Below are 23,049 nucleotides of genomic sequence, written 5' to 3' on the forward strand. Positions count from 1 at the left end.
TATCTTTTTTGACGAGGCGCTGGCAAAAGACTTCGATCTGCGTCGCAAGCGCGCGGGTCATTTGGTGTCGAAAGGTCGCCTGTTTGGCGCGCAAATGTGCGCCTGGCTCAAGGACGATCACTGGCTCACGCTGGCCCGTCACGCCAATGAGCTGGCTCTGGCGCTTGAGCATTGCCTGCAGCCCTACCCCTCGATCCAGATCGCCTGGCCGGTTCAGGCCAACGAGCTGTTCGCTGTCATGCCCGAGCCGCTTTTCGTGTACCTCAAGGCACAAGGTGTACGCCTGAATGACTGGCTTCCAAGCAGCGTGCCACAGGCGCTGGATATCAAGGCAGGTCATCTGGCAGTGCGGTTCGTCACTTCATTTGAGACAGAGATGACAGAAGTACAACAGCTCCAGGATCTGCTGACAGCCTATTTCGACGCCTTAGTACTGGCGAATGGTTAAATGGGGTCAGATGATCATTTCTTACAAACCCATTTTCATCTGACTCCGATTACCTGGCTTCCCCCGCTTCTTGCCATCAGTCAGATTACTCATCCCCTTGTTTTCCGATGATCCGACCTGCAAACGTCACAACGCCCAAGATCACAGCACCAGCCAGTATGCCGAATAGCGCATCGAGTAGTGTTGGTACCAACCCGCCCAACACCGACCCGATATAAGGCAACGCCAGGGTAAACTCGGCGCCGGATTGAATCGCATGATGCACTGCGCCAAAGCCGTGGGTCAGAATGCCGCCACCGACCATGAACATCGCTGCCGTGCCGACAACTGACAGGGTTTTCATCAACCAGGGCGCGATAAAGAGTATGCCGTTGCCAATACGCTCTACAAAGGCACTGGACTTCTGACTCAACAAGAGACCGAGATCGTCGAGCTTGACGATGCCGGCAACCAGTCCATACACGCCAATGGTCACAAGCAACGCAATGCCTGACAGCACCAGTACCTGCTGCAGAAATGGCGCATCAGCCACTGTGCCTAGCGTGATCGCAACGATTTCTGCAGACAGAATGAAGTCGGTTCTGACCGCCCCGCTGATCTTGCTCTTTTCAAAAGCCACCATATCCACGTTCGGATCAGCCAGCGCTCTGACGGTTTCGGCATGCTTTTCCGTATCATCATGCAAAAATCGATGGGCCAGTTTCTCGAAGCCTTCGTAACAGAGGAAAGCGCCGCCCAGCATCAATAATGGCGTTACCGCCCAGGGAATGAAGGCGCTGATCAGTAGCGCCGCGGGGACCAGGATCAGCTTGTTGCGCAAGGAGCCTTTGAAAACGGCCATCACTACAGGCAATTCTCGGACCGGCTTTACACCCGTCACTTGCTGCGCGTTAAGGGCAAGATCATCACCCAGCACACCGGCGGTTTTCTTGGCAGCGATTTTGGTCATGATCGAGACGTCGTCGAGCATGGTGGCAATATCATCGATCAGCGCAAGCAGACTGGAAGCCAAGAGGTGAATCTCCTATTTGTTGGATGAGTAAACTTGGGGTCATAGTAGTTGGGATCAATGTAATGGGGGTAACCCCGATTACTCCAGACCCTCACTGATGTCGGGTGATACTCCAGCCTTGACGCATTAGCAGGCTTTGCTATAACAAAGGTGATGCTTTCGCGGCGAGTACACTATTTTGCCGCCAAGGAAATCAACCATTCCAACAAGACCTGCTGACGACAACGGACTTGGGCAATCTACAAGCTCGTCGTCAGATGCACTTGGTATAGGCTAAAAAATTAAAGTGGTGTCACCCTACTCTCTTTCAGTTACCCGTTATCCACTCCGCTTAGCCTGCACGGTGCTTTACCGATGATTGCTCACACGCCAACCATCTTCGCCTCGGTGGCCTGGGTGGCATTGATTATGGCCTTTTGTTTGCTGGTTGTCGGGCGCTTCAACCAGCGCGATGGCATGCTGACGGTGGGGGCCGGGTTGCTGGCTCACGCACTGGCCTACGTCTGCTTCACCCTGTTTGGCCATGCCTCCCTGTGGCTTACCTATGCCGTGCCCAACTCGTTACTGTCGGTCGCAGTGGCTTTCTACACAGCGAGCATTTTTCGTATTGTCGATCACCGGGTACCCTGGCTCTGGCTGTTCAGTCTGCCGCTCTGCCAGATAGTCCTGCTTACTGTTCTGCTTAATACGCTGGAGCCGCGCACACTGGTGGCCTCCGGCATACTCATGATTCAGTGCGCGTTCCTCATCCGCTGGGCATCACACTTCGCCCAGCCGGGCGGTCGCGCTCACATTCTGCTGATTGTCGGCGCGGGGATCAGTTTGATAGGCGTCCTTATCCGAGTAGTGTCTATCGTTGGGGGCAACGCCCCGGAAATGCGTTATGACGTCAGTAACCTAAGGCAATCCATATCTATCAGCATAGGCACGGTAACGGTGATGATGTTATCGCTGGGGTTGGTGCTCATGTCCAAGGAGCGTAGTGAGGTGGCTCTCAAACATCTTGCCCTGCGCGATGCCCTTACCGGCATACCGAACCGGCGAGCTATTCTGGAAGAACTGGAGCAAGAAGTAGAACGTGCGCGGCGGACCGAAACCGGGCTGGCCATCGTCATCATCGATCTGGATCATTTCAAGAACGTCAACGATCAGTATGGACATCTGGCTGGAGACGAGGTGTTGCGGCACTGCGTTGAACAAATGAAAAAGAGACTGCGGATGACCGACAGTCTGGGTCGTTACGGTGGCGAGGAGTTTCTTCTGATAATGCCCGGCGCCACCGAGGAAGGCGCCATGTCAGCGGTGGAAGAGCTGCGTCAGACCATTTCAGACAATCACACGACGTTTGGTGAGCTTAGCATTCACCAGAGCTTCAGCGCTGGCGTCTGGGTCGGTTTACCCGGCGCCAAGGACAATTGCAACAGCCTGATCGCTTATGCAGATACCGCTTTGTATGAATGCAAAGCGGCAGGACGAAATACAGTGCGATTGGCGGGTGGCAAGCCTGCTGAAGCCAGTATTACAGGGATATCCGCATCGCTTAACCGAAGCTGATAATCTCCTGATCCGCCACATCGGCCAGCAATGGGCTGGCTGCAGCACGCTCGAAAGCTTCATCAATGGCTTTGGAACGGGCCTGGGTAGAGGGTCGGTAGTTGGGATGAGTGAAGATATACAGTTCCTTTGCGTTCAGGGCTTCCACCACGCGCTCCCCAACAATCTCGACAGGCAAACCGTTATCTATGATTTTTTGCATATGCGCAGCCATAGCCGCCTGCTGTGGTGTGGCTTCGCGCTTGATGGCGTCACCTTTGTAGGTGCTTTGCTTGTTGCGCGTGGATAAGTTGATGCGCGTTTTCACAAAAGCCGGGCACAGCACAGATACTCGAATGTTGTGGGGCTGCAGTTCCGTAAACCAGCTTTCCGACATGCCAACAACGGCAACTTTACTGGCCGTGTAGGCGCCACCGTAGGGTACGCCGCCCATGCCGGCCATGGAGGCAACGTTAATCAACCAGCCTCCCTCGCCGTGCTGCTTGATGTGTGGAATCATGACCTGGGTACCGTTGATCACGCCCATCAGATTAACGTCCAGGACCCAGCGCCACTCGGTGGTATCCATTTGCTCGATGCTACCGGTACCGCCACCCACACCAGCGTTATTGACCAGCATGTGAATTTTGCCGAAGCGTTCAATAGCCTGTTTGGCAAGCGCTTGCCATTGATCGATCTGGGTCACATCCATCTGGGCGGTCATTACTTCGATGCCAGCTTGCAGCAGTTGCTCTTCTGCGAGTTTTAGCTGATTCGCATCAATATCGCCCAAGACGACTTTCATGCCTTGTTTGCCCATCGCCATGGCAATACTCAAACCGATGCCTTCAGCGCCGCCGCTGACAACAATGGTCTTACCTGCGAAGTCATTCATGTTCTGCTCCTTGTGAGATGCTCGTCGCTGGCTTGGCGCAAGGCGGCGAGATCGGGTGGAAGATGCTCAATTTGACCAATGTGCGCCTGATCTGCGCCGTCGGTACAGCACTATCTCCATCCATTATTCTGCGACATAAGCACCTGCAGCCAAGCATTGTGGGGGCTTGGCCACAGAGTGCGGGAGCATCAACGTAAGGCTCACTCTGCTGCGAACCTACTCGCTGGGAGTCAACTTAAGCAATGTGCCGTCGCTTCCACGCTTGCCATCTTCCAGGAGCCATATCGCACCGTCCGGACCTTGCTCAACCTCACGTACACGTTGTTGCATGTCGAACCGTTCTGCCTCTCGGGCACTGTTGCCATCGAACTCGACACGCACCAGGGATTGCGATGATAAGCCGCCGATGAAGCCGCTGCCTTGCCACTCAGGGAACAGCTCGCCGTCATAGATAATGAAACCGGCCGGTGAAATGACCGGCGTCCAGGAAACGTCGGGGGCGTTAAACTCGGGTCGGGTATCATGATCGGGAATCGGCTCGCCGTCATAATGCATGCCGTTGGAGACGATGGGGTAACCGTAGTTGGAACCCTTTTCGATCAGATTCAGCTCATCGCCCCCTTTCGGCCCCATCTCATGGGCCCACAACCTGCCCTCGGCATCGAATGCCAGACCGAGGATATTACGGTGGCCCAGGGACCATACCTGCGCTGCCACCCCGCCCTGGTCAGTAAAGGGGTTCCCTTCCGGCACGCTGCCATCGTCATTCAATCTGATCATCTTGCCCAGATTGCCGGACATATCCTGCGCCGGGTCAAACTTCTGCCGCTCGCTGGAGCTGATCCAGAGCATGCCTTCATCATCAAACGCTAGTCGGTGGCCGAAGTGGCCGTCGCCAGACACCTTCGGCACTTGCCGCCAGATCACTTCCAGGTCCTCTAGCTGACCACCACCACTGTCATTCAGTACCAGCCGGGCACGGGCGACTGCCGCACCGGAAACGTCATCTCCCGCCTCGACATAGCTGATATAGATCTGCTGATTTTCTGCGAACTGCGGATGCAACAGCACATCACCCAAACCACCCTGCCCTGCATAAACAACCTCGGGCACACCCCCGATGTTCCCGGTTTCGCCTGAGCCGAGATCATGCAAACGCAAGTTGCCTGCCATCTCTGTCACCAGCAGTCGCCCGTCTGGCAAGAATGTCATGGCCCAGGGGGAATCGAACTGCGCAACCTCGGCTACCGCGAAAGGTGTTCCATAGTTGGTTGCTTCAACCTGGCCTTGATCAGACGCTGCCACCGTTTCAGTAGAGTTTGTATTGGCGGCAGTAGAAGACGTTTCCGCCGGGGCCGGGGCTGCAGCGGTCGATGCGGATGGCTGATCCTGGTTAACAGGGCTCGACGAGCTGTCGCAGGCCGTCAACAGCCCAAGGGTAGCGAGAAAAATAAGCGAATGTTTGAAAGGGACCATGGTTGCTCCTTAATGTTGGGACATCTAATCCATTGTTCCGGCGAGTCGGCCGAGTTGTGATCGCGCAAAGACTCAATGTAGATCGGTTTTTTTTGGCCAATCCGACCATGTGAACCTGATCTACTCCCTACTTCGAAACTCGACTTCCAGCATACACGGGGAGCTTCTATCCAGGCCCTACCCACCTGTGACCATTTGTTTTCATGCCGGTTTCTTGCCGTACGCAAATTCTGAGTAAAAAGGCTCGATTGAAGAAAAATGTTCAGCTGATCAAGCCTGCCCAAAAAGACTAGAATGAATATTCATTTTTATTGACTGGCCGGTCGGGCTGAACTAGTGTTGAAGCTGTTTAACAATTACTCATTCAGTAGCTTCCATCTGCAATTTTTCTATTTGAGCTGCAAACAACCAATAACAAGAAATGGAGTCTTCACCATGCAATACTTCACATTGCGACCTCTACCCGCGCTCGGTTTATTGGGCCTGAGCACCCTGTTGATGAGCGGCTGTCTATCCGGTTCTGGCTCAGGTGACAGCGTGCGCACCGGCACTTTTATCGACAGCCCGGTCGAAGGCTTGTCTTTTAGTACCGGCAGCACTGAGGGCAAGACCAATGCCCAGGGCAACTTCACCTATCGGCGCGGGGAAAGTGTCGAATTTTCCATTGGTGACCTGAAACTCGGCAGCGCAAGCGGCGCGGCTATAGTCAGTCCCAAGGACCTGATTCCAGATGCGCAAGACAGCAGTGATCCGGCAGCCATCAATCTGGCCCGTCTACTGCAAAGCCTGGATGCCGACGGAAACTTGAGCAACGGTATACAGCTCGTGGAAGAGCTGCAGGAATCCATCAATACCTTTCTGGCGGATAACCCCGCTTTTGATCTTTCGCTTGATGACGCCAACGATTTCGAGGCTGCGGTTAGCACATTGCTGACTCACCTGAACTCCCAGGATGTGTTCAGTAACGGCGACCGCCAACTACGCGACCGCCTCAACGCTTGGTTGCACGTGCAAGATTCACAGGATGCAGCAGGTGGCAAGGATATCGATTTCGACAAACGCCCGGTTATTTTTGTCCATGGAGGTGCAGGCTCTGCCTCTCAGTTTGAATCCCAGGCCCAACGATTTATCGCCAACGGCTACCCGCGCAGTCATCTGGCTACCTATGAGTACAACACGAACCCACCTGATTTCACGAAAACCACTGTGGAGCTGAATGAGGCCATCGACGCCCTGAGACAAAGCACCGGCTTTGACACCATCAACCTGATGGGGCATTCGATGGGCACTGAGGTCAGTCGCTTCTATCTGAGCGATCCAGGCCGCGCTGCGAAAGTGGCTGCCTATGTAAACCTTGATGGCCGTGGTGGTGAGGAGCCCTTCGGTGGAGTCCCAACTCTGGCACTCTGGGGCCAGTACGTGACGCTGGAGATCACCGGAGCAACCAACGTTTATCCTGTAGAAGGTGACCCTGTCGGGCACATTGAAGTCGCCACTGCGGCCGAGTCATTCGCACGCATGTACCGCTTTTTCAATAATGGTGCGGAGCCTGCCACTACTTCGATTCCCGCAGCTGAAGGAGAGCACCTATGGATTGCTGGACGCGCCAATCTGTTCCCGGCAAATATCGGTGCCGAAGGGACGACATTGGAAATCAGTGAAGTTGATCCAGCCAATGGCCGCAGCCTGAGCGATACGCCGGTGCATTCGCAGCCCATCTCCAGCGATGGTCATTGGGGTCCGTTCCGCATCAATAACGGCGGTAGCTACGAGTTCGTTTTACGGCGTCCTGACGCCGCGAACGCTGATCATTATTTCTACCGCGAGCCCTATACCCAGGATAGCTACCAGATTCGTCTCAATACTTCCCTGCCCGGTGCAGGACTCGGGGCCTACCTGGCTCGCAGCGCGAATCACAGCAACCTGTCGATAAGCCGAGATATGGAGTTGTGGGGCGACCAGGGCGAAAGCAACGACGTGCTGCGGGTCAACGGCACCAACGTGGTGACACAGCAGACGGGGCCGTTGCTGAATAGATTGAGCAACATTTTCATCCATGACCGCAACTCTGACCAGGTCAGCAATCTAATAGTGGCCGACCCGGTTTTCAGTCGGTTCCCCTTCATGTCCGGTCTGGACCTGTACCTGCCCGCAAGCACGGAACCTGACAACGTGATAGAAGTTGAATTGACCTCCCGTCGTGGCGGTGAGATTCAAAGCGTCAATGTGCCCAACTGGTCCTCGGATCGTGTGCGCTCCATCTCGGTTCACTTCCGCGACCATAACGATTAAGTCGTATCTCCCCGGTATCAGCCAGGTCTCTGGCTGATACTGCTCTAACCCCAAAATTTTACGTGATCAAGACGGCGCGCTTATTAATCTGATCCCGGGCTTTCGCTTAACAAGTGATCAATAACCGATGCTGACGACCAGCCCGTCAGTCAACCAGCGACTAAGCATGGTTCCTGCCACTGCCGCTGCCTCGTCTGCAGGACATGCAGCCATGACAATTTCACAGGCATTACCGTAACTCGCGCCAGCCATCATGGCTTGCAGTGCGGCTGCTTCGTAATCAACTACAAGCCGGAAAACTGGCAGCTCTCCTTCACGCCAAACGATGGCCGAGTGGTTCACGCTCAGCTTGCTGACCGGCTGTATCGCTTGTGGCTCTGCCGTCTGTTGCCAAAGTGCAATCAGGTCATGAGTAATGACGCGCATGGTGAGCTCTTCGGTGAATCCCAAGCGCAGTTCATACCAGGCATCTGACTCAAAAGCAGCGGTGGCCTCGGCAAAGGCGCTCGTCTGCATAGCATCTACATCAGGTGCAGTAAACGCACAATGCATGGCCCACTCCAACCAAGCCAGTTCAGACACCTCGGGATCGTTCCGGAAGAGTTCCGCACAGGTCGAGCTGAATCCCTCGCCGACATGATCCAATGACCAACTGTGCGGTGGGTGCTGAATGATGTGGTGAATGGCCGCCTTGATAAAACTCGCCTCGCCTACCAACCGACAGGTGCGCTCGAAGAAATTTTGCAAAGCTTCAATGGTCGCGGTTCGATAGTTATTGCGGTACACAGCCAGTCCTGCCTGCTGCTGATCGCTCCAGAGCGCCGAGATTTCGACGTCCTCCGCCACCAGAGTGGCAATCATCTGATGTTGCATGGTAGCCAGCGAGGTCATGCCGCGACCTCCCGCTTTGCTCTGCGGGCGCAGTCCCGCGCGCAGCCAAGCTCGACAAGCAGTTCGGGCAGCGGCGGGATGGCATCGTCACGCTCAAGCAGGGTGGCTACATCACCAACTTGGCTGATCACCTTTTCGTACAAGGCCCACACCTCATCGCACACCGGACGGTCGTGAGTGTCGATGCGAATATCGCCAGGGGTGTGTCCGGCCAGGTGGATTTCGCGTACCCGTGATAACGGTAATTGCGCCAGATAGTCCAGCGGATCGAAGCCATGATTGTGGGCGTTGACGCACAGATTATTGACGTCCAGCAGCAGGTAGCAACCCGTGCGAGACGCCATCTCCTTGAGGAAGCTAGCCTCGGTCATTTCGTCTTCCGGGAAAGACAGATAACTCGAGGGATTTTCAAGCATCAGAGTTCGCCCGAGGTATTCCTGGGCGTAATGAATATTGGAGCATACGGCATCCAATGCCTCCATGGTCAGGGGCAACGGTAGCAGATCGTGACTGTTATGGGCGGTTGTTCGGGTCCAGCATAGGTGGTCCGAGACCCACAATGGCTCTATCCTTGTGGCAAGTGCTTTGAGCCTGGCCAGGTAGTGGTGATCCAGCCCGTGGGCAGAGCCTACGGACATGGATACACCATGCAAGCTGACTTCGTATTTCTGGCGAACCTGGTCAAGGATACGCAGTGGCCTGCCGCCGTCGAGCATGAAGTTTTCAGAAATAACCTCGACAAAATCCACCGCCACTTTCTGCTCAAGAAACTCTTGGTAATGTGGTGAGCGAAGGCCCAGCCCGAAGCCGGGGAAGGTTTTAGGGTTGGACATGTTAATACTCCGAGTCTTTCAGTTTGAACCTGCACTCGCGGGTGAATGCAGGTGCTCAAAATGAGTAGTGCATGAAGTTGCGGCGTACGATCAAGATTGACTGACGACCTGTCAGCCCAGATCACCGATGGTGCCGCCTTTGGTAAGGCACTCTCCTGCTTCCATGGCCTTGAAGCCGTGCCCTTTGCAGGCGTTCTGGCCTTTACAGGCATGTTCGGCAGTAGCGCAATCAGACATGCCCTTGCAGCTATGCACTTCGTAGCAATGCACCTTGTCAGTGGCGTTAATGGCGACGCCCTTGCTGCCTTTTGGCAGATCTGCGGCGCTTGCTGCCATAGAGAAGATGGCAAAAGCTGCAGCGGAAGCGGCAGTCATGGCGGTTTTGCGAGTAGACGTTTTCATGGATAGATCCTTTTCAAAGACTTTGTTTTCTCGAGAGAGAGGTATGCGTTAGACACGCACTATCTGGTTCGCGCAGGCTCGGCAAAAAGTTACAGCTTTTTTTATTTTTTTTATGTGTAACCCAATGAGCGATCGCAACGAACTAGTAGATATGCACGCCGCTACAGCGGCTTGTTGAGATTTCAACTTGTGGATAACGGAGACTGCTATGAACACTAGAACAATTGCCCGTCTTGCCGGACTAACCCTCACTGCCACCATGGCAAGCGGCCTGATGGCCGCCACAGCCGACGCCAGGGAAAAAATACCTATGGAGAAATGCTATGGCGTCTCTAAAGCCGGTGAGAACGACTGCGCCGCAGGCCCCGGCACCAGTTGCGCAGGAACCTCAACCAAGGACTACCAGGGCAATGCCTGGACGCTGGTAGAGACCGGTACATGTGAAAGTATTGATACACCCAATGGCATGGGCTCGCTCGCGCCCGCAGAGGGGTAGTTCAACCCATGCTATTCAAACAATGGCAAAGGGCGAGCGAGGTTTACCACGCTTTGCTTCGTCCGCTCACCACGGCCTTCACCGAGGGGTTGGCACTCCTTCTGACCCGCGTGGCCCTGGCGGGAGTGTTTTGGCGATCTGGGCGAACCAAGGTGGAAGCCGAAACCTTGATAACGGTCAAAGACAGCGCCTATACGCTTTTTGAGTATGAATACACCGGCCTGCCGCTCCCGGCCGAGTTGGCTACTCCATTGGCTGCTTACGCTGAACATCTGTTCCCGATATTGTTGGTCTTGGGTCTGGCCACTCGCTTCTCGGCGATGTCCTTGTTGATCATGACGCTGGTTATTCAGGTTTTTGTCTACCCGGATGCATGGTGGACGACCCACAGCCTATGGGCTGCTATGGCACTTGTGCTGATGGTGCGCGGTGGTGGCTGGTTATCACTGGATACGACTTGGGCTCGCTGGATGAATATGGTTACAAACAAGCGCCCCTCATCTGTAACGCTTGCACCTGCCAAGCGACCACCTGCAAAGGTTGAGTAAGCAAACAATGCAGCAGGATGAACCTACACTTGCCGGCTTGATGGCAGCTGCCCAGATGGGAGACCGAGCGGCCTACCGCGCCCTCCTCACGGAAGTGCAACGTTGGCTGGAACGTTATTTTCGCCGCCGGGTTGCGCCGCAGCAACTCGACGACTTGGTGCAGGAGGTGATGCTGTCCATGCACAACAAACGCGCGACCTGGGACCCCTCACGCGCATTTCTGCCTTGGTTGGCTGCCATTGCTCGCTACCGGTGGCTGGACCATTTGCGCGGCCTTTATCGCTCGCAGGAGCAGCCGTTAGAGGATAGCGACTACGCTGCGCCGGGTGAAGAAGATGCACTTCACGCCCGTTTGAGCCTGGATCGCCTTTTAGCACAGCTGCCTGATAAGCAGCGGAGCGTGATTGATCTGGTTAAAATCAGCGGGCTTTCCGTTACCGAGGCTGCGGCGCGAACCGGGCAAAGCGAAAGCCTGGTCAAAATCAACATTCACCGAGGGCTGAAACGACTGACCTCACTGGTGGAGAAGGCAAATTAATATGAAAAAAACCAACCAATCTCTGATTGATGATTTAACTGAAGACTTGCAACCAATAAACCCGATAATGGCGCGGCAGGGGATGCTTTGGGTGGCTGCAGCCGCTTTCGCGACTATTGTTCTAGTGGTTTTGCTACTGGGTGTATGGGAGGGATTAACCTCTGGGAAGGCCTCGGCATTTTTCTTTATCACCAACGGCATGTTGGCGGCGCTCGGCGGCGGCGCAGCATGGACCGTGGTGCACATGGCCAACCCTCAGGTCGGCAACTCCGCCCGCCCTACCCTCTGGAGCACCTTACTGCTAGTCATCATACCGGCAAGCGCTATCATCACACAGAGCGTGCACGGCCGAATGGATGAGGTTGTAACGGACATTCACGGTTTTGCCTGCGCAATACAGGGCATAGCGTTTGGTATGATTACTGCCGTTGCGCTGATTTTTTGGTTACGCCGTGGTGCGCCTGTGTCACTAGCGGCGGCGGGGACTCTGACGGGCTTCGCTGCCGGTGCCATCGGCACCTTTGCCTATGGCTTGTCTTGTCCGCTCGATAGTTTGGCCCATCTCGCCATATGGCACTGTATTCCGGTAGGGTTTTGTGCACTGGCTGGACGTTTTGCAGTACCAAGGTTGATTCGCTGGTGAACGCATACATAAACGCTGACTTAAAGTTTATGGTGAACGGCTCACATTAACTTTTCTCGCACCAGCCAATCCGCGATTAATTGGGGTCAAAGAGAAATGCTCATATGACCCCGGCTTTTCCATACACAACTGGATACTGTCTACCGCCCCCGGTAATAACTCCACGTTGATATCATTTGCTCTCAGGTCACCGCATGAGAGAAATAAAAAATGAAATCACGCATCGGGTTTATTTTTATCTGCATGCTGGCTACCACCCCGGCCATCGCACAGAGCGTTAAAATTACCCCCCTTGGCTCGCACCCGGGTGATCTGTGCGCGAATGATCGCGCGATCATTTTTGAAGATCCGACAGGGGTCCGCTTTTTATACGACGCGGCGCACAACGTAACCGGTGGTGATGACCCACGCCTGGGCAACCTGCACCTCGTTTTACTCAGTCATATGCATGGCGATCACCTTGGCGACCAGAAGCTCAAAGCTCCTGGTGCTGGAACCTGTGCCAACTCGGAACGCGTGGCGTCGACTCATTCCACGACAGCCGAGGTCGCCGCTACGAAAAATGCTGCCTTGGTAATGACTCGTGCCATCGGTGGTTTTGTGGGCAATAGAGTCCAGCGCATACAGGGTGAGAACAGCATCGCTTTTTGCCCACAAACTAACGGTGTCACGACGGTGCCGGTCAAGACAGTTTGTAGATCTCAAACGGACCTGGGTGGTGTGTTCATTGCAAAGGCTGCCGATGCCGAACAAGGTGTGGAAATTACTATTGTCTACGCTTCGCACGTGAACAATGCTCCCCCCGCATTACTCTCGCAAGCTCAGCAAGCTGCTGCTGCAGCGGATGGCGCTATTGTTGAGTACGGTCCGCCCACCGGCTTTGTGGTGAAATTCACCAATGGTCTGACTGCCTACCTCTCGGGAGATACGGGCATTCATTCCGAAATGAAAACCATCGTCAACGAGTACCACAGGGCTAATCTTGCGGTGCTCAACCTGGGAGGAAACCCGGGCATCTTCTTTACAGGCGCCCATGCTATGAACGAGCTGGTCAAGCCAGCATCGGTCATTCTGACCCATCCCAATGAGCCCGTAACCGAGGGCGGCAAGCTACTGCCCGCTTCTCGCACGGCTACGTTTATGCAACAGCTAAAGCCAACCACCCATCTCGCCATCAGTGGCCGCACGATGGAATTCGATGGCACAGGTCGGTGTGTGGCAGGCTGCTGAGTCACGCCACGAAGGCGCGCAGGCCCTTAACAAGATGAACATGCCTACCCTTTTCCGAATTGCCGCAATCACGCACAATCGACACCTTGCTTGCTAATCGGAAACCTCCGCACGTGACATTTCATCAACAGGTACTGCTCGTCTGTCCGGCCGAGCATCAGGCACGTTTGCCGGATATTCGGGCCTTTGCTGCCGAACACAACATACTCCTCAACGAATTCGATAAAGAGCACTTTCTCAGCCAACCGGGACACTGCCTCGATCACGCCGAGCATGTGGTGGTGATCGTCGAGGATGATGACATCAGCGAGTACGTCAACCTGGCCAAAACTCTCAATTTCTCGTTGGGTATCATCCCGGCAAACTCGAAGAGTCGCCTGCATCGTTGGTTTGGCATCCCCGCCAAACGCGATCAGGCACTCACGCTGGCGTTTACCGGCAGTGCCACCGCACTGGATGTGGTGCGGTGTAACAACGAGGTGGTACTGGGCATGCTCATGCTGGGCGAAACCCCATTTCTTGACCAGCGCAGCAAGAGATATCAGAACCGCCAGGTCTCCCGCTGGCAGCATCTGCTGTACTGGCTGGCGCTGGTCTGGAACAGCCTGCGCAACCTGCTGATAATCAAACCCTTTGCGATCACCCTGACTACCGGCAAGGACGTGACGCTGAAAACCGCGATTACCGGTCTGGTTGCCATCGAGAACGATGTCAACAGTGCCGCTGCCAAGCTGATCAATACCAGTATTTCAGCGCAGGATTGCAAGATCTCGACCATTCTGGTGGCCCCAAAATCGGTCACCGAATATCTGGCATTTCTTTTGGCTGCCGTATTCAGGGGCGAAGCCGGAGTGCAGCGTTTGCCAGCGGCGGTCAGTTATATCAAGAGCCAGTACCTGAAGCTGGAGTCAGCGCAGCCGTTGACCTACTACGTAGATGGTCGGCGTCGCCAGGCCAGCGTCATTGAGCTTGAGCTCTACCCGGAGGCGGTACGCATCAATACCGGGGAGATTATCCAGGCCAGCAAGCCCGGTAATCGCCAGAACAAGGACACCATGCGGGTCGACAACCTTCCAACCAATGAAACCCGCCTGGAAATGATCCAGAGCCACCTGCCACTGTTCACCCGCGCACTTGAGGACGACTTCAAGGATTTGTTCCTGCTGTTGCGTGACAATGCCCAGGCTAACCCGCACTACATTGCCTTGATGATGCTTAGCGTGGTGGTGGCCAGCTTCGGTCTGTTTCTCTCCAGCGCCGCTGTGATCATCGGCGCCATGGTCCTGGCACCACTCATGGCGCCGATCATCTCGTTGGCCATGGCGCTGCTGCGTGGTGACCGCCCGCTGCTGGATCGATCGCTGTTGACCATTGGTATCGGGGTTTTGCTCGCGTTGGGCACGGCAGCCCTGATTGCCCTGATCATTCCGATTGATCGTATCACCCCGGAGATGGCTGGGCGTTTGCACCCCAACTTGCTGGATCTCGGGGTAGCCATCGCCTCGGGCATTGCCGGCGGCTACGCACATGCCCGCGAAAGCATCATGAAAAGCCTGCCCGGAGTGGCGATTGCCGTAGCCTTGGTACCGCCGCTATCAGTAGCCGGCATTGGTATCGGCTGGTGGCAATGGGAGGTCTTCAGCGGTGCCATGCTGCTGTTTATTACCAACCTGGTCGGCATTGCCCTGAGTGCGGCCCTGACCTTCCTGGTGCTGGGTTACGCCCCGCTGCTGCGCGCCAAACGTGGGCTGGCCATTTCAGCCGTATTGCTGCTCGCCGTATCGATTCCGCTGACGCTGGCCTTTATTGATATGAACAGCCACTGGCAGATTGAACGTGACCTCAGCCGTCATGGCCTGCTGATCAACGACAAACCCGTCAATTTGAGTAATCTGCAGGTCAGTCGCCGGGACGGCGGCTTGCTGGTACGCGGCGAGCTTGTTGCCGAAGAGTTGCTGCAGCGTGAGGACCTTGAGCAGTTACGCAGCCAACTGGAAGAAAAATGGGATCGCCCGGTTACTCTGGAGCTGGGCACTCGACTAAGCGTGGGAGGTGCGTTGCATCGCCCTTGACTCGCCTGCGGAGGCTGTATTCGCCCTGCAATAAACCAAACACCCTACTGCTCTCGGTGGCCGAGGAGCCTGTTTCGGCTACGCTAGTGGCATATGAAGCCGCTGCCGAACTGGCGATGACTCGTCAAGAGCCACGCTCAAAAAAGCCGGAAGTGGTCATCCCAGGCCAGGGTAAGCGGTACTCAACTCACACAGGAGAGCAAGCAATGAGCGAGGCTTATCAAACGAATACCCGAGTGCAGTGGGACTGGGGCAATGGAACGGCAGAGGGTTATATACGCGGAGTTTTTCGGGAGAAGACGACGCGCACGATCAAGGGGACTCAGGTAACCAGAAACGGCAGTTCTGATGATCCTGCCTATCTGATCGAACAGAAGGATGGCGATGAGGTGCTCAAGCTGCATTCTGAAGTGCAGAAGGCCTGAGAGGCCGACTATTCGACGGCCCATCATTTTATCAATGCCTGCGCACTGACAGGGGCTGACAAATCTGTCTGGCACGGGCTATAGGGATACCGATCGCGTATTATTTTTTTGGACCGGGAAAGAACATATTCGTGGTCTGTTGATATGCCTTGTACTCAGGTCGTTTTTTAACCGAGAAATATTCTGCGGGAATCGCGCCGGTGTAATACACCAGTGTCACGTACATGATTCTTGAAGCAAACAATAGGCCGACCCCCAGAAGGATCCACACTACCAGGGCCTCGTTATCGTAGAGCGCCAGCCAAGAGGGAATAGCGGCAATGACCAGAGCATTCCAGACCATCCACTCGGCAAAGTAGTTGGGATGCCGGGTGTACTTCCAGAGTCCCACGTTGCATACCTTATTGCTCTCCCCGGCCGCTTTCATTCTCCGGATAAAAGCATGCTTCTGACGATCGGCAATGGATTCCATAGCAAAGGCTACGAACCATAAAACCAGACCGATGACTTCAAAAATCGAAATGCTGTTTTGCGGGTTGGAGGCAATCACCAGCGCTGGCATGGCGAGAAACGAAAGATTCGCGGCCCCCTGAGAAATAACCTCCACCTGCTTGGCCAGAGCCGCATTGCTCTTGCCGGTTTTTTCCCACCGGCGCCGTTGGTAGGCGTAGCGCGGCAGCTCGGTTTTAAGCTCACCCGATACCCACATTCTCAACGCGTCGAGACCCATTCTTCCGCCAGCAAATACATAAGCAATGCTCACCAGGGCAACCCGTGTGGCATCGCCCTCTCCATAGATGTAGACCACCACCCCAATGACTACCAAGCCCCACGGCCAGCCTATGTCGACGTAGGACATGCGACCGGTAAGCCAGGTCGGCACACACACTACCAGGGCGAACAGTACGCACTGCAGCAGCGCATTGATGAGACCCGTCTCCCTCAAGCTGTCAGACAAAAGTAAAAGAACCAGTCCCAGGGCTAATGGGAGTAGTGGGGAAAAATATTTCATGGAAAGTCCTGTCTGCAGCGGTGCTGAATCATTTAATTTATTAACCCCGGCTGACGCTACGCCACCCTGATGGCTGGCGGATAAAGCAGGTTGAGAATGACAGCGATGCTGTCTCTGACCGGTCGGATGGACCCCTCGATCTTCATGCGAAGAAGCGCCCCCTCCCATACATTCCAGGTCGTTTCGGAAAGCAACGTTGCGTCAATATCCCCTCGCACTGCTTGCGCGACCTGGGCATGGTTAATCAATTCTGCAAGGCGGTCACGCCAGGCGGCTTGAGCCTTGAGCAACTCTTTGCGACACGTCTCGCTGGACGATGCGATTTCGGCGGCGAAGATGCCGATGAGACAGCCGCATAGCCTTCCTCCATGCTCGTGATAGGCAGTCATCTGATCAAAGACGTGATGGATCTTGTCGAGGGGGCCGTCGGGTGCCGTGGCCATCATCAGCTCCCAGGACTTCGCATTATTGTCGGAATAACGCTCGACCACTGCTGCGGCAAAAGCTTCCTTGCTCGCGAAATGATTGTAAAACGAACCTTTAGGCACGCCCGCATGGCTGGCTATTTGTTGCACACCCGTGGCGTTGTAGCCCTGATTCAAAAACAGATCAAGGCCAGCCGCGATCAGGCATTCGGGTACAAAGGTGGGGTCTGATGTTCTGCTCATGCGGTAATAATATGACCAGTCGTCTTGCAAGTCAATTTAGAAAAAAAGACTACTGTCAGGCCTTATACAAATACTGAATTAAAAGAAGACATATTTGTAAATAGCTCCACTGATAGGCATAACAGCCTGCATGCGGGCGGCAACAACAAAATTGACCAACATCTAACCTGCGACCAAAAGAGCATATTCAGGATCATATCGCCTGAGTGATGATATAATTGGCCAAGTGCTACTATCCGTGTGCAGTGTTTTTCTGTCTTCAAAGTCGGCGTTCACAAGCCAACTGACATTTCAGCAGATTCATTGCCATACACGGGTGCGGCCACAGATTACTTTTGAGAATTGTTCTGTTGGCTGTAATCCGCTTTTAAAGGCTTTCAGCACTGTAAATGTCCTGGTCACAGAGTTTGTTCTGCTCGGCGAATAAACGATAGGATCAGTAGGAAACCGAGGCTGATTAGCTACCATGTCGAGTAAAGCGCGCTTTTTTTGCCTGAAAAACAGGGCCTATCGCCTTGTTTGCTGCGCCTCGCTGGCTTTACTGGTTTGTCTGGCGTTACCGACCTCTGCCGATACCCTGAGTCTCACCTCAGAACTGAAGCGTATTCAGCTCGGCCCTTACCTTGATTACATAGAAGATCCAAGCGGCACCTTGACGCTCGACCAGGTCCGGGAGCCCTCCTCACGCTGGCAGGATTCGGAGCAGGACGTCCTCAATTTTGGTTACTCGGTGTCTGCCTACTGGCTTCGTGCAGGATTCACTCAGGCGCAGAAACAGCCCCACAATTACCTATTAGAAGTAGCTTACCCAGTACTCGACCATGTTGAAGTATATATCTTTGAGAACGGCGCGCAGGTCGCGCAATACTTGATGGGCGATTTGCAGCCTTATTTTCAACGCCCGGTCGATCATACCCATTTCCTGGTCCCCCTCGTTGTGCGACCCGAAGTGGCTACAATCGTCTACTTGCGTGTCCTGAGTACGTCCTCGGTCCAGGTTCCTATGAGCCTGACTCAAGAGCTGACAATGGTAGAAGTCAATTATCATCAGGGGATGATACAGGCCCTTTTTTTTGGGGCCATGCTGGTAATGGCGGTATACAACCTGCTGATTTTCTTTTCCATTCGAGATGTCAATTATCTGTACTACGTTCTGGTCGTCGTATCGATCGTAACGTTGCTAGGAGGCATTCAGGGGCTGACGTTCCGATACCTGTGGCCTAACACCCCCGAATTGAATACCCCCGTTTTGATCGCAGCGCTTAACGGCATAGTCATTTTTTCCGCCCTGCTTTTTCGCAGATTCCTGGAGACCGGGACTACGCGCCCGATTCTGGACAAGGCGATACTGGTGTTGGCGATCCTGGCCGTGTTCACGATGGCCACGGCGTTTTACCTGCCCTATCGATCCTTGAACCAGGCAACCATTATGCTCGCGGTAGGTGGGATCATGATGGGCTTCTGGACTGCCATTGTTCGCTGGCGTGATGGCTTTGAAGCTGCCAAATATCTCAACATTGCATGGAGCGTAGTGCTTGTTGGAGGAATTATTTTTGCTTTCAACAAGCTTGGTTTTCTCCCGCGCAATGTATTTACAGAGAACGTAATGCAGATAGCGACCGGCATGCAGGCGCTTCTGCTCTCTTTCGCGCTGGCCTACCGGATGAATTCAGAGCGCGAACAGCGGGAAAAAGCTGAACAGGAATCCGCAGCCGCACAAAAAGCACTTCTGAATCAGCAGATCAAGGCGAATGAAAATCTTGATCTACTGGTCAAGCATCGTGCTGCTGAGTTGCAACAGGCAAACAAGAAACTGGAGGCGCTTGGCGCCACAGACAGTCTGACGCAACTTCTCAACCGGCGTGCTTTTGAGGAGCGCTTTCTCATCGAGTATGAAAGGGCTTACAGGAATCAATCTCCCCTCGCTGTATTGATGGTCGATCTGGATCATTTCAAACAGATCAACGACAACTACGGGCATCTATTTGGCGATACCTGTCTGACTAATACGGCGCAGGTTATCAAGGCCAGTCTCAGTCGCGCCTCGGATATCGTTGCACGTTACGGGGGAGAAGAGTTCCTCGTCATGCTACCTGACACCGATGTGCAGGGCGCAGCCTCCATCGGGCAGGCCATCCTGGACGCGCTGGCAGGCATGGTCGTGGATGATGGGAGCTACAGCGTTACCCTGACCGCAAGCATTGGTGTTGCAGCCCACATACCCCAGAACACATCAGACCGCGAGGAACTGCTGAAGGAAGCAGACCGGTATCTCTACCTTGCCAAGGGCAACGGGCGTAACAGAGTTGAACGGCAGCATGGGGCGCCGTCAAAATGAGGCAGGCACGGTTTTTTCTGTATTTACTTTTGGCGTTCTCTAGTGCTGCGTTCGCTGGCAAGCCGCCCCACCCCATGACACTGGCGCAAGGCCAATCAACGCTCTCCCTTAACACCCACATAGAGTACCTTGAGGATAGAGACGGGCAGCTCGATATAAATACGCTGATCGGCGACGAACATGAGTGGCAATCCCCCGACAAGGAGGTGCCCAGCTTCGGCTTCACCAGTTCGACGTACTGGATCCGGTTCACCGTCTCACGGGAAACAACAGATAACAGCTCCGCAACGCCTTATGCTTTGGTGATCGGCAACGCGATTCTTGACTGGGTGGATGTGTATCTCTACGAGAATGGCTCGCTCGCTGCGCATCATGCTCTAGGCGACAAGCTTCCCTATGCCCAGCGGCTCGTAGACTATCCCTACTTTGTTGTCCCTTTAAATCTGCCGCAAAGCGATGCCACCACCGTGTACCTGAGAGTTCGTAGCAGCTCCTCAATGCTTATTCCCTTATATATCTTCAGTAACCAGCATTTGGTCGAGCGAAGCTACGAAAGAGGCTTGGCGCAAGCGCTGTTCTATGGCGCCATGCTGTTGATAGCCTTTTACAATCTGCTGATTCTCAAATCGATTCGCGATGCCAGCTATCTCTATTACGCCATGATGGTGTTATCCACAGCCCTAGTGCTGGCAGGCATTGAGGGCATCTCCTTCAAGTACCTCTGGCCTGATACAACCTGGCTGAACGACGTGGTACCAATCTTGTCAGTCGCCAGCCTGGTTGCTTTTGCGGCACTGTTCTTCCGCAGTTTCCTTCTGCTTCCAGAGACCCGCCCATTCCTGGCTCGCCTGGCCCTGGGAGTTGTTTATGTCTCTGCACTCATTGTCGTTGGAGCATTTATTTTGCCTTACCAGCAAATGATGATGAGTGCTGTGCTGTTAGCGATCGGCGGGATCATCTGCGGTGTATGGGTCGGGATAGCACGCTGGCTTGACGGATTTCACGGCGCGCTGGTGTTCAATCTGGCATGGGGATGTCTGCTGGTTGTGGGCATGCTGCTGGCGCTTACTTCCCTGGGCATTCTTCCGCTTGAGTGGTTTTCCATGCGGGTCATGCAGATAGGCGCTGGTGCCCAAGCTGTTCTTTTGTCATTTGCCCTGGCGCATCGTATGCGTTTCGAAAAAAGCATGGCGGCGTTGGCACGGCAGGATGCGGCCAAAGCGCAGCAAAAAATGCTTGATCATCAGATCCAAGCCAACGAAAACCTGGACAGGATCGTCCTGGAGCGAACTGTTGAACTGGAAAAAACCCATGCCAAGCTCAGTGCCATCAGCACCACCGACGGTCTGACCCGGCTGATCAACCGACGAGCCTTTGACGAAATCCTCATTACTGAATACAAAAAAGCCTATTGGTACCAGTCGCCAATAGCGGCCCTTATGATCGACCTTGATCACTTCAAGAACATCAATGATACCTATGGCCACCCCTTCGGAGATCTTTGCCTGATCAGAGTGGCCGAAGTTATTCGCGCCTGCCTGCCGCTGACGTCGGACATTGCTGCCCGTTACGGTGGTGAGGAGTTTGTTGTCCTTCTTCCAGAAGCGGACATCCAAAGAGGCGTGGATGTGGCGCAAGCGATCATGGAGGCCTTGAGCAAAAGCGTTATGGACGACAACCAGCATCAAATAACGATTTCCGCCAGCATTGGTGTCGCCTCATGGGTGCCCAAAGCACCGACAGACCAGGACGCCCTTTTGAGGGAAGCAGATCGCCAACTCTATATTGCCAAGGAAAATGGTCGAAACAGAATTGAGTGGCTTGACCCAAGGTAACGATACCCCGTTATTGAGTGCTTGTTCTTTACTGTCTAAGATGCAGCCTTTATTCCAGATCAGGATCACCGCATGAACGATACTCAATCGCTACCTCCTTTACCGGATAGACTGTCGAGCAACCCCCGTAGCCCACATTATGTAGAGGCGATTTTCGACCATAATATCGGGATCATGTTGAACGGAAAGGAGCGTACCAACGTCGAGGAATATTGCATCAGCGAAGGTTGGATAAAAATTCCTTCCCCCAAAGCACTGGATCGCCGCGGACAGCCAGTACTGCTCACTCTGAAAGGCAAGGTCGAAGCCTTTTACAGTTAAAATCAGGAAATGCATTTTGACCAACAATGATATTTTGCGCCGCCTACGTTATACATTTGATTTAAAAAACAGCACCGTGACTGACGTATTCACACTGGCCGACGCGGAGGTAACCGAGGAGCAGGTTGCTGCCTGGCTGAAAAGGGAGGAAGACGACGGCTTTCTCCAGATGAGTGACATTGAAATGGTCGCTTTTTTAAATGGTTTTATTAATTTTAAGCGAGGCAAGCGTGAAGGAGCACAGCCACCGTTAGAAGAGCGCCTCAACAATAATATGGTCTTGCAGAAATTGCGGATTGCTCTCAATTTGCAGGCCGAATCCGTTCTACAAATACTCGAGTTAGCCGATTTCCGCCTGGGCAAGCATGAATTGAGTGCTTTTTTTCGCAAGCCCGAAAACAAGAATTATCGCGAATGCAAAGATCAGGTCCTTCGCCGCTTTTTGCTCGGCATGCAACTTCAATTCAGGCCGGGCGAGACGGATCCAGCATTGGATTGAGCCGCGCGCTGCAGAGAAAAGTCTCCTTGCATTGGCCAGGAAGCCCTCTTCGGGATACGCTCACTCAAGGCACTGCAATATGCCCAGAAACATCACATTCGGCTGTTGGGCCTGTGGGCCCAGAATGAGTATCTGGAGATCAGACCATGCGCTACATCATCCCTCTTCTTCTCTTGTTCAGTTTCTACGTGCAGAGCAATGAGCGACCTATGCTGACCGACCTTTCCAGCCTGCAATGGCAAAATCGGATTATCGTTGTGAATGAGGTTGCTGACGTAGAGGCGGTATTGCCTCTATTCGAAAAAAACGCGGCCGGTGTGACTGATCGCGATTTGATCTGGCTGGTGTTCAACGACGATAAAACGCTGACCAATTATCCAGGTGCCCTATCGCCGAAGCTGTCAGCCAACACCCTTGAAACCTACTATATCAAGTCCGGCCAGGTGATCCTGATCGGCAAGGATGGCGGTGTCAAAAACAGACTTGACCGGGTAGACCTCCAAGCAATATTCGCCAACATTGACGCAATGCCCATGCGTCGGAACGAAATGAGGGATTAATAACGTCACAGCGCCGGCTTTCTCGACATGAGTCGTTAAGTGGGGTAATCATCATAGGTGCTACTAAGATCCTGAGCCGCTC

At 54.1% G+C, this 23,049-nt stretch carries 22 protein-coding genes and 1 pseudogene; 15 read left to right on the forward strand and 8 right to left on the reverse strand.

Annotation, left to right across the window (positions count from 1 at the left end; all coding sequences use genetic code 11):
* Positions 1-448 (forward strand): annotated as a pseudogene (locus tag AAC076_RS05465) (hypothetical protein); the annotation flags it as partial.
* A gap of 85 nt (positions 449-533) precedes the next feature.
* Here AAC076_RS05465 and AAC076_RS05470 read toward each other — a convergent pair.
* Entirely contained in the window at positions 534-1,460 is a 927-nt protein-coding gene (locus tag AAC076_RS05470; protein WP_339843435.1) for a DUF808 domain-containing protein, read from the reverse strand.
* 354 nt (positions 1,461-1,814) lie between these two features.
* Here AAC076_RS05470 and AAC076_RS05475 point away from each other — a divergent pair, with 354 nt between their 5' ends.
* Positions 1,815-3,014, forward strand: a complete 1,200-nt coding sequence (locus AAC076_RS05475) for a GGDEF domain-containing protein (protein ID WP_339843436.1) — start codon at positions 1,815-1,817, stop codon at positions 3,012-3,014.
* Here the strand turns inward: AAC076_RS05475 and AAC076_RS05480 are convergent.
* On the reverse strand, positions 3,001-3,888 hold the full coding sequence (locus AAC076_RS05480) for an SDR family NAD(P)-dependent oxidoreductase (protein ID WP_339843437.1): 888 nt from the start codon (positions 3,886-3,888) through the stop codon (positions 3,001-3,003). The two genes, AAC076_RS05475 and AAC076_RS05480, sit on opposite strands and share 14 nt — an antisense overlap.
* Positions 3,889-4,104: 216 nt before the next feature.
* The gene (locus AAC076_RS05485; RefSeq protein ID WP_339843438.1) at positions 4,105-5,364 is read right to left on the reverse strand and encodes a PQQ-dependent sugar dehydrogenase; all 1,260 of its coding nucleotides are present in this window, start codon (positions 5,362-5,364) and stop codon (positions 4,105-4,107) included.
* A 435-nt stretch (positions 5,365-5,799) separates the two neighbouring features.
* On the opposite strand from AAC076_RS05485, the gene AAC076_RS05490 reads away from it, so the two are divergent.
* On the forward strand, positions 5,800-7,656 hold the full coding sequence (locus tag AAC076_RS05490) for an alpha/beta fold hydrolase (protein WP_339843439.1): 1,857 nt from the start codon (positions 5,800-5,802) through the stop codon (positions 7,654-7,656).
* A gap of 117 nt (positions 7,657-7,773) precedes the next feature.
* On the opposite strand, the gene AAC076_RS05495 is transcribed toward AAC076_RS05490, so the two are convergent.
* The 3 genes from AAC076_RS05495 to AAC076_RS05505 form a co-directional block, all read right to left on the reverse strand.
* On the reverse strand, positions 7,774-8,547 hold the full coding sequence (locus AAC076_RS05495; protein WP_339843440.1) for a DNA-binding domain-containing protein: 774 nt from the start codon (positions 8,545-8,547) through the stop codon (positions 7,774-7,776).
* A complete protein-coding gene (locus AAC076_RS05500) occupies positions 8,544-9,380 on the reverse strand; it encodes a DUF692 domain-containing protein (RefSeq protein WP_339843441.1) in 837 nt (278 codons plus the stop codon). Before AAC076_RS05500 ends, AAC076_RS05495 begins: the two co-directional genes overlap by 4 nt.
* A gap of 111 nt (positions 9,381-9,491) precedes the next feature.
* Entirely contained in the window at positions 9,492-9,755 is a 264-nt protein-coding gene (locus AAC076_RS05505; protein WP_339843635.1) for a hypothetical protein, read from the reverse strand.
* A gap of 286 nt (positions 9,756-10,041) precedes the next feature.
* On the opposite strand from AAC076_RS05505, the gene AAC076_RS05510 reads away from it, so the two are divergent.
* From AAC076_RS05510 to AAC076_RS05540, 7 genes are all read left to right on the forward strand, one after another.
* The gene (locus tag AAC076_RS05510; protein WP_339843637.1) at positions 10,042-10,278 is read left to right on the forward strand and encodes a DUF2282 domain-containing protein; all 237 of its coding nucleotides are present in this window, start codon (positions 10,042-10,044) and stop codon (positions 10,276-10,278) included.
* An 8-nt stretch (positions 10,279-10,286) separates the two neighbouring features.
* Positions 10,287-10,826 (forward strand): DoxX family protein, encoded by a 540-nt coding sequence (locus tag AAC076_RS05515; RefSeq protein ID WP_339843442.1) that lies wholly within the window; start codon positions 10,287-10,289, stop codon positions 10,824-10,826.
* A 7-nt stretch (positions 10,827-10,833) separates the two neighbouring features.
* A complete protein-coding gene (locus AAC076_RS05520; RefSeq protein WP_339843443.1) occupies positions 10,834-11,364 on the forward strand; it encodes a sigma-70 family RNA polymerase sigma factor in 531 nt (176 codons plus the stop codon).
* Between the two features lies 1 nt (position 11,365).
* Positions 11,366-12,007, forward strand: coding sequence for a DUF1109 domain-containing protein (locus tag AAC076_RS05525; RefSeq protein ID WP_339843445.1), 642 nt, complete (start codon positions 11,366-11,368; stop codon positions 12,005-12,007).
* Between the two features lie 210 nt (positions 12,008-12,217).
* Positions 12,218-13,237, forward strand: a complete 1,020-nt coding sequence (locus AAC076_RS05530; protein ID WP_339843447.1) for an MBL fold metallo-hydrolase — start codon at positions 12,218-12,220, stop codon at positions 13,235-13,237.
* Between the two features lie 113 nt (positions 13,238-13,350).
* Positions 13,351-15,309: a DUF389 domain-containing protein gene (locus tag AAC076_RS05535; protein ID WP_339843450.1), complete on the forward strand. Its 1,959-nt coding sequence runs from the start codon at positions 13,351-13,353 to the stop codon at positions 15,307-15,309.
* A 206-nt stretch (positions 15,310-15,515) separates the two neighbouring features.
* Positions 15,516-15,734, forward strand: coding sequence for a DUF2945 domain-containing protein (locus AAC076_RS05540; protein ID WP_339843452.1), 219 nt, complete (start codon positions 15,516-15,518; stop codon positions 15,732-15,734).
* A gap of 100 nt (positions 15,735-15,834) precedes the next feature.
* Here the strand turns inward: AAC076_RS05540 and AAC076_RS05545 are convergent, their stop codons facing one another.
* Together AAC076_RS05545 and AAC076_RS05550 are read right to left on the reverse strand one after the other, a co-directional pair.
* Positions 15,835-16,746, reverse strand: coding sequence for a DUF1295 domain-containing protein (locus AAC076_RS05545; protein ID WP_339843455.1), 912 nt, complete (start codon positions 16,744-16,746; stop codon positions 15,835-15,837).
* A 56-nt stretch (positions 16,747-16,802) separates the two neighbouring features.
* Positions 16,803-17,414, reverse strand: a complete 612-nt coding sequence (locus AAC076_RS05550; protein WP_339843457.1) for a TetR family transcriptional regulator C-terminal domain-containing protein — start codon at positions 17,412-17,414, stop codon at positions 16,803-16,805.
* Between the two features lie 466 nt (positions 17,415-17,880).
* Here AAC076_RS05550 and AAC076_RS05555 point away from each other — a divergent pair, with 466 nt between their 5' ends.
* The 5 genes from AAC076_RS05555 to AAC076_RS05575 all read left to right on the forward strand — a co-directional run bounded on the left by AAC076_RS05555 (position 17,881) and on the right by AAC076_RS05575 (position 22,967).
* Positions 17,881-19,752, forward strand: a complete 1,872-nt coding sequence (locus AAC076_RS05555; RefSeq protein WP_339843459.1) for a diguanylate cyclase — start codon at positions 17,881-17,883, stop codon at positions 19,750-19,752.
* Positions 19,753-19,826: 74 nt separating this feature from the next.
* Complete coding sequence (locus AAC076_RS05560; protein ID WP_339843461.1) at positions 19,827-21,587, forward strand: diguanylate cyclase; 1,761 nt, start codon at positions 19,827-19,829, stop codon at positions 21,585-21,587.
* A 72-nt stretch (positions 21,588-21,659) separates the two neighbouring features.
* On the forward strand, positions 21,660-21,908 hold the full coding sequence (locus tag AAC076_RS05565; RefSeq protein ID WP_339843463.1) for a DUF3297 family protein: 249 nt from the start codon (positions 21,660-21,662) through the stop codon (positions 21,906-21,908).
* Positions 21,909-21,924: 16 nt separating this feature from the next.
* A complete protein-coding gene (locus AAC076_RS05570) occupies positions 21,925-22,407 on the forward strand; it encodes a DUF1456 family protein (protein WP_339843465.1) in 483 nt (160 codons plus the stop codon).
* A gap of 146 nt (positions 22,408-22,553) precedes the next feature.
* Positions 22,554-22,967 (forward strand): DUF4174 domain-containing protein, encoded by a 414-nt coding sequence (locus tag AAC076_RS05575; RefSeq protein WP_339843467.1) that lies wholly within the window; start codon positions 22,554-22,556, stop codon positions 22,965-22,967.
* Positions 22,968-23,049 lie beyond the last annotated feature (82 nt).

The sequence above is a fragment of the uncultured Halopseudomonas sp. genome, from assembly GCF_963977355.1.
Classification (GTDB): Bacteria; Pseudomonadota; Gammaproteobacteria; order Pseudomonadales; family Pseudomonadaceae; genus Halopseudomonas.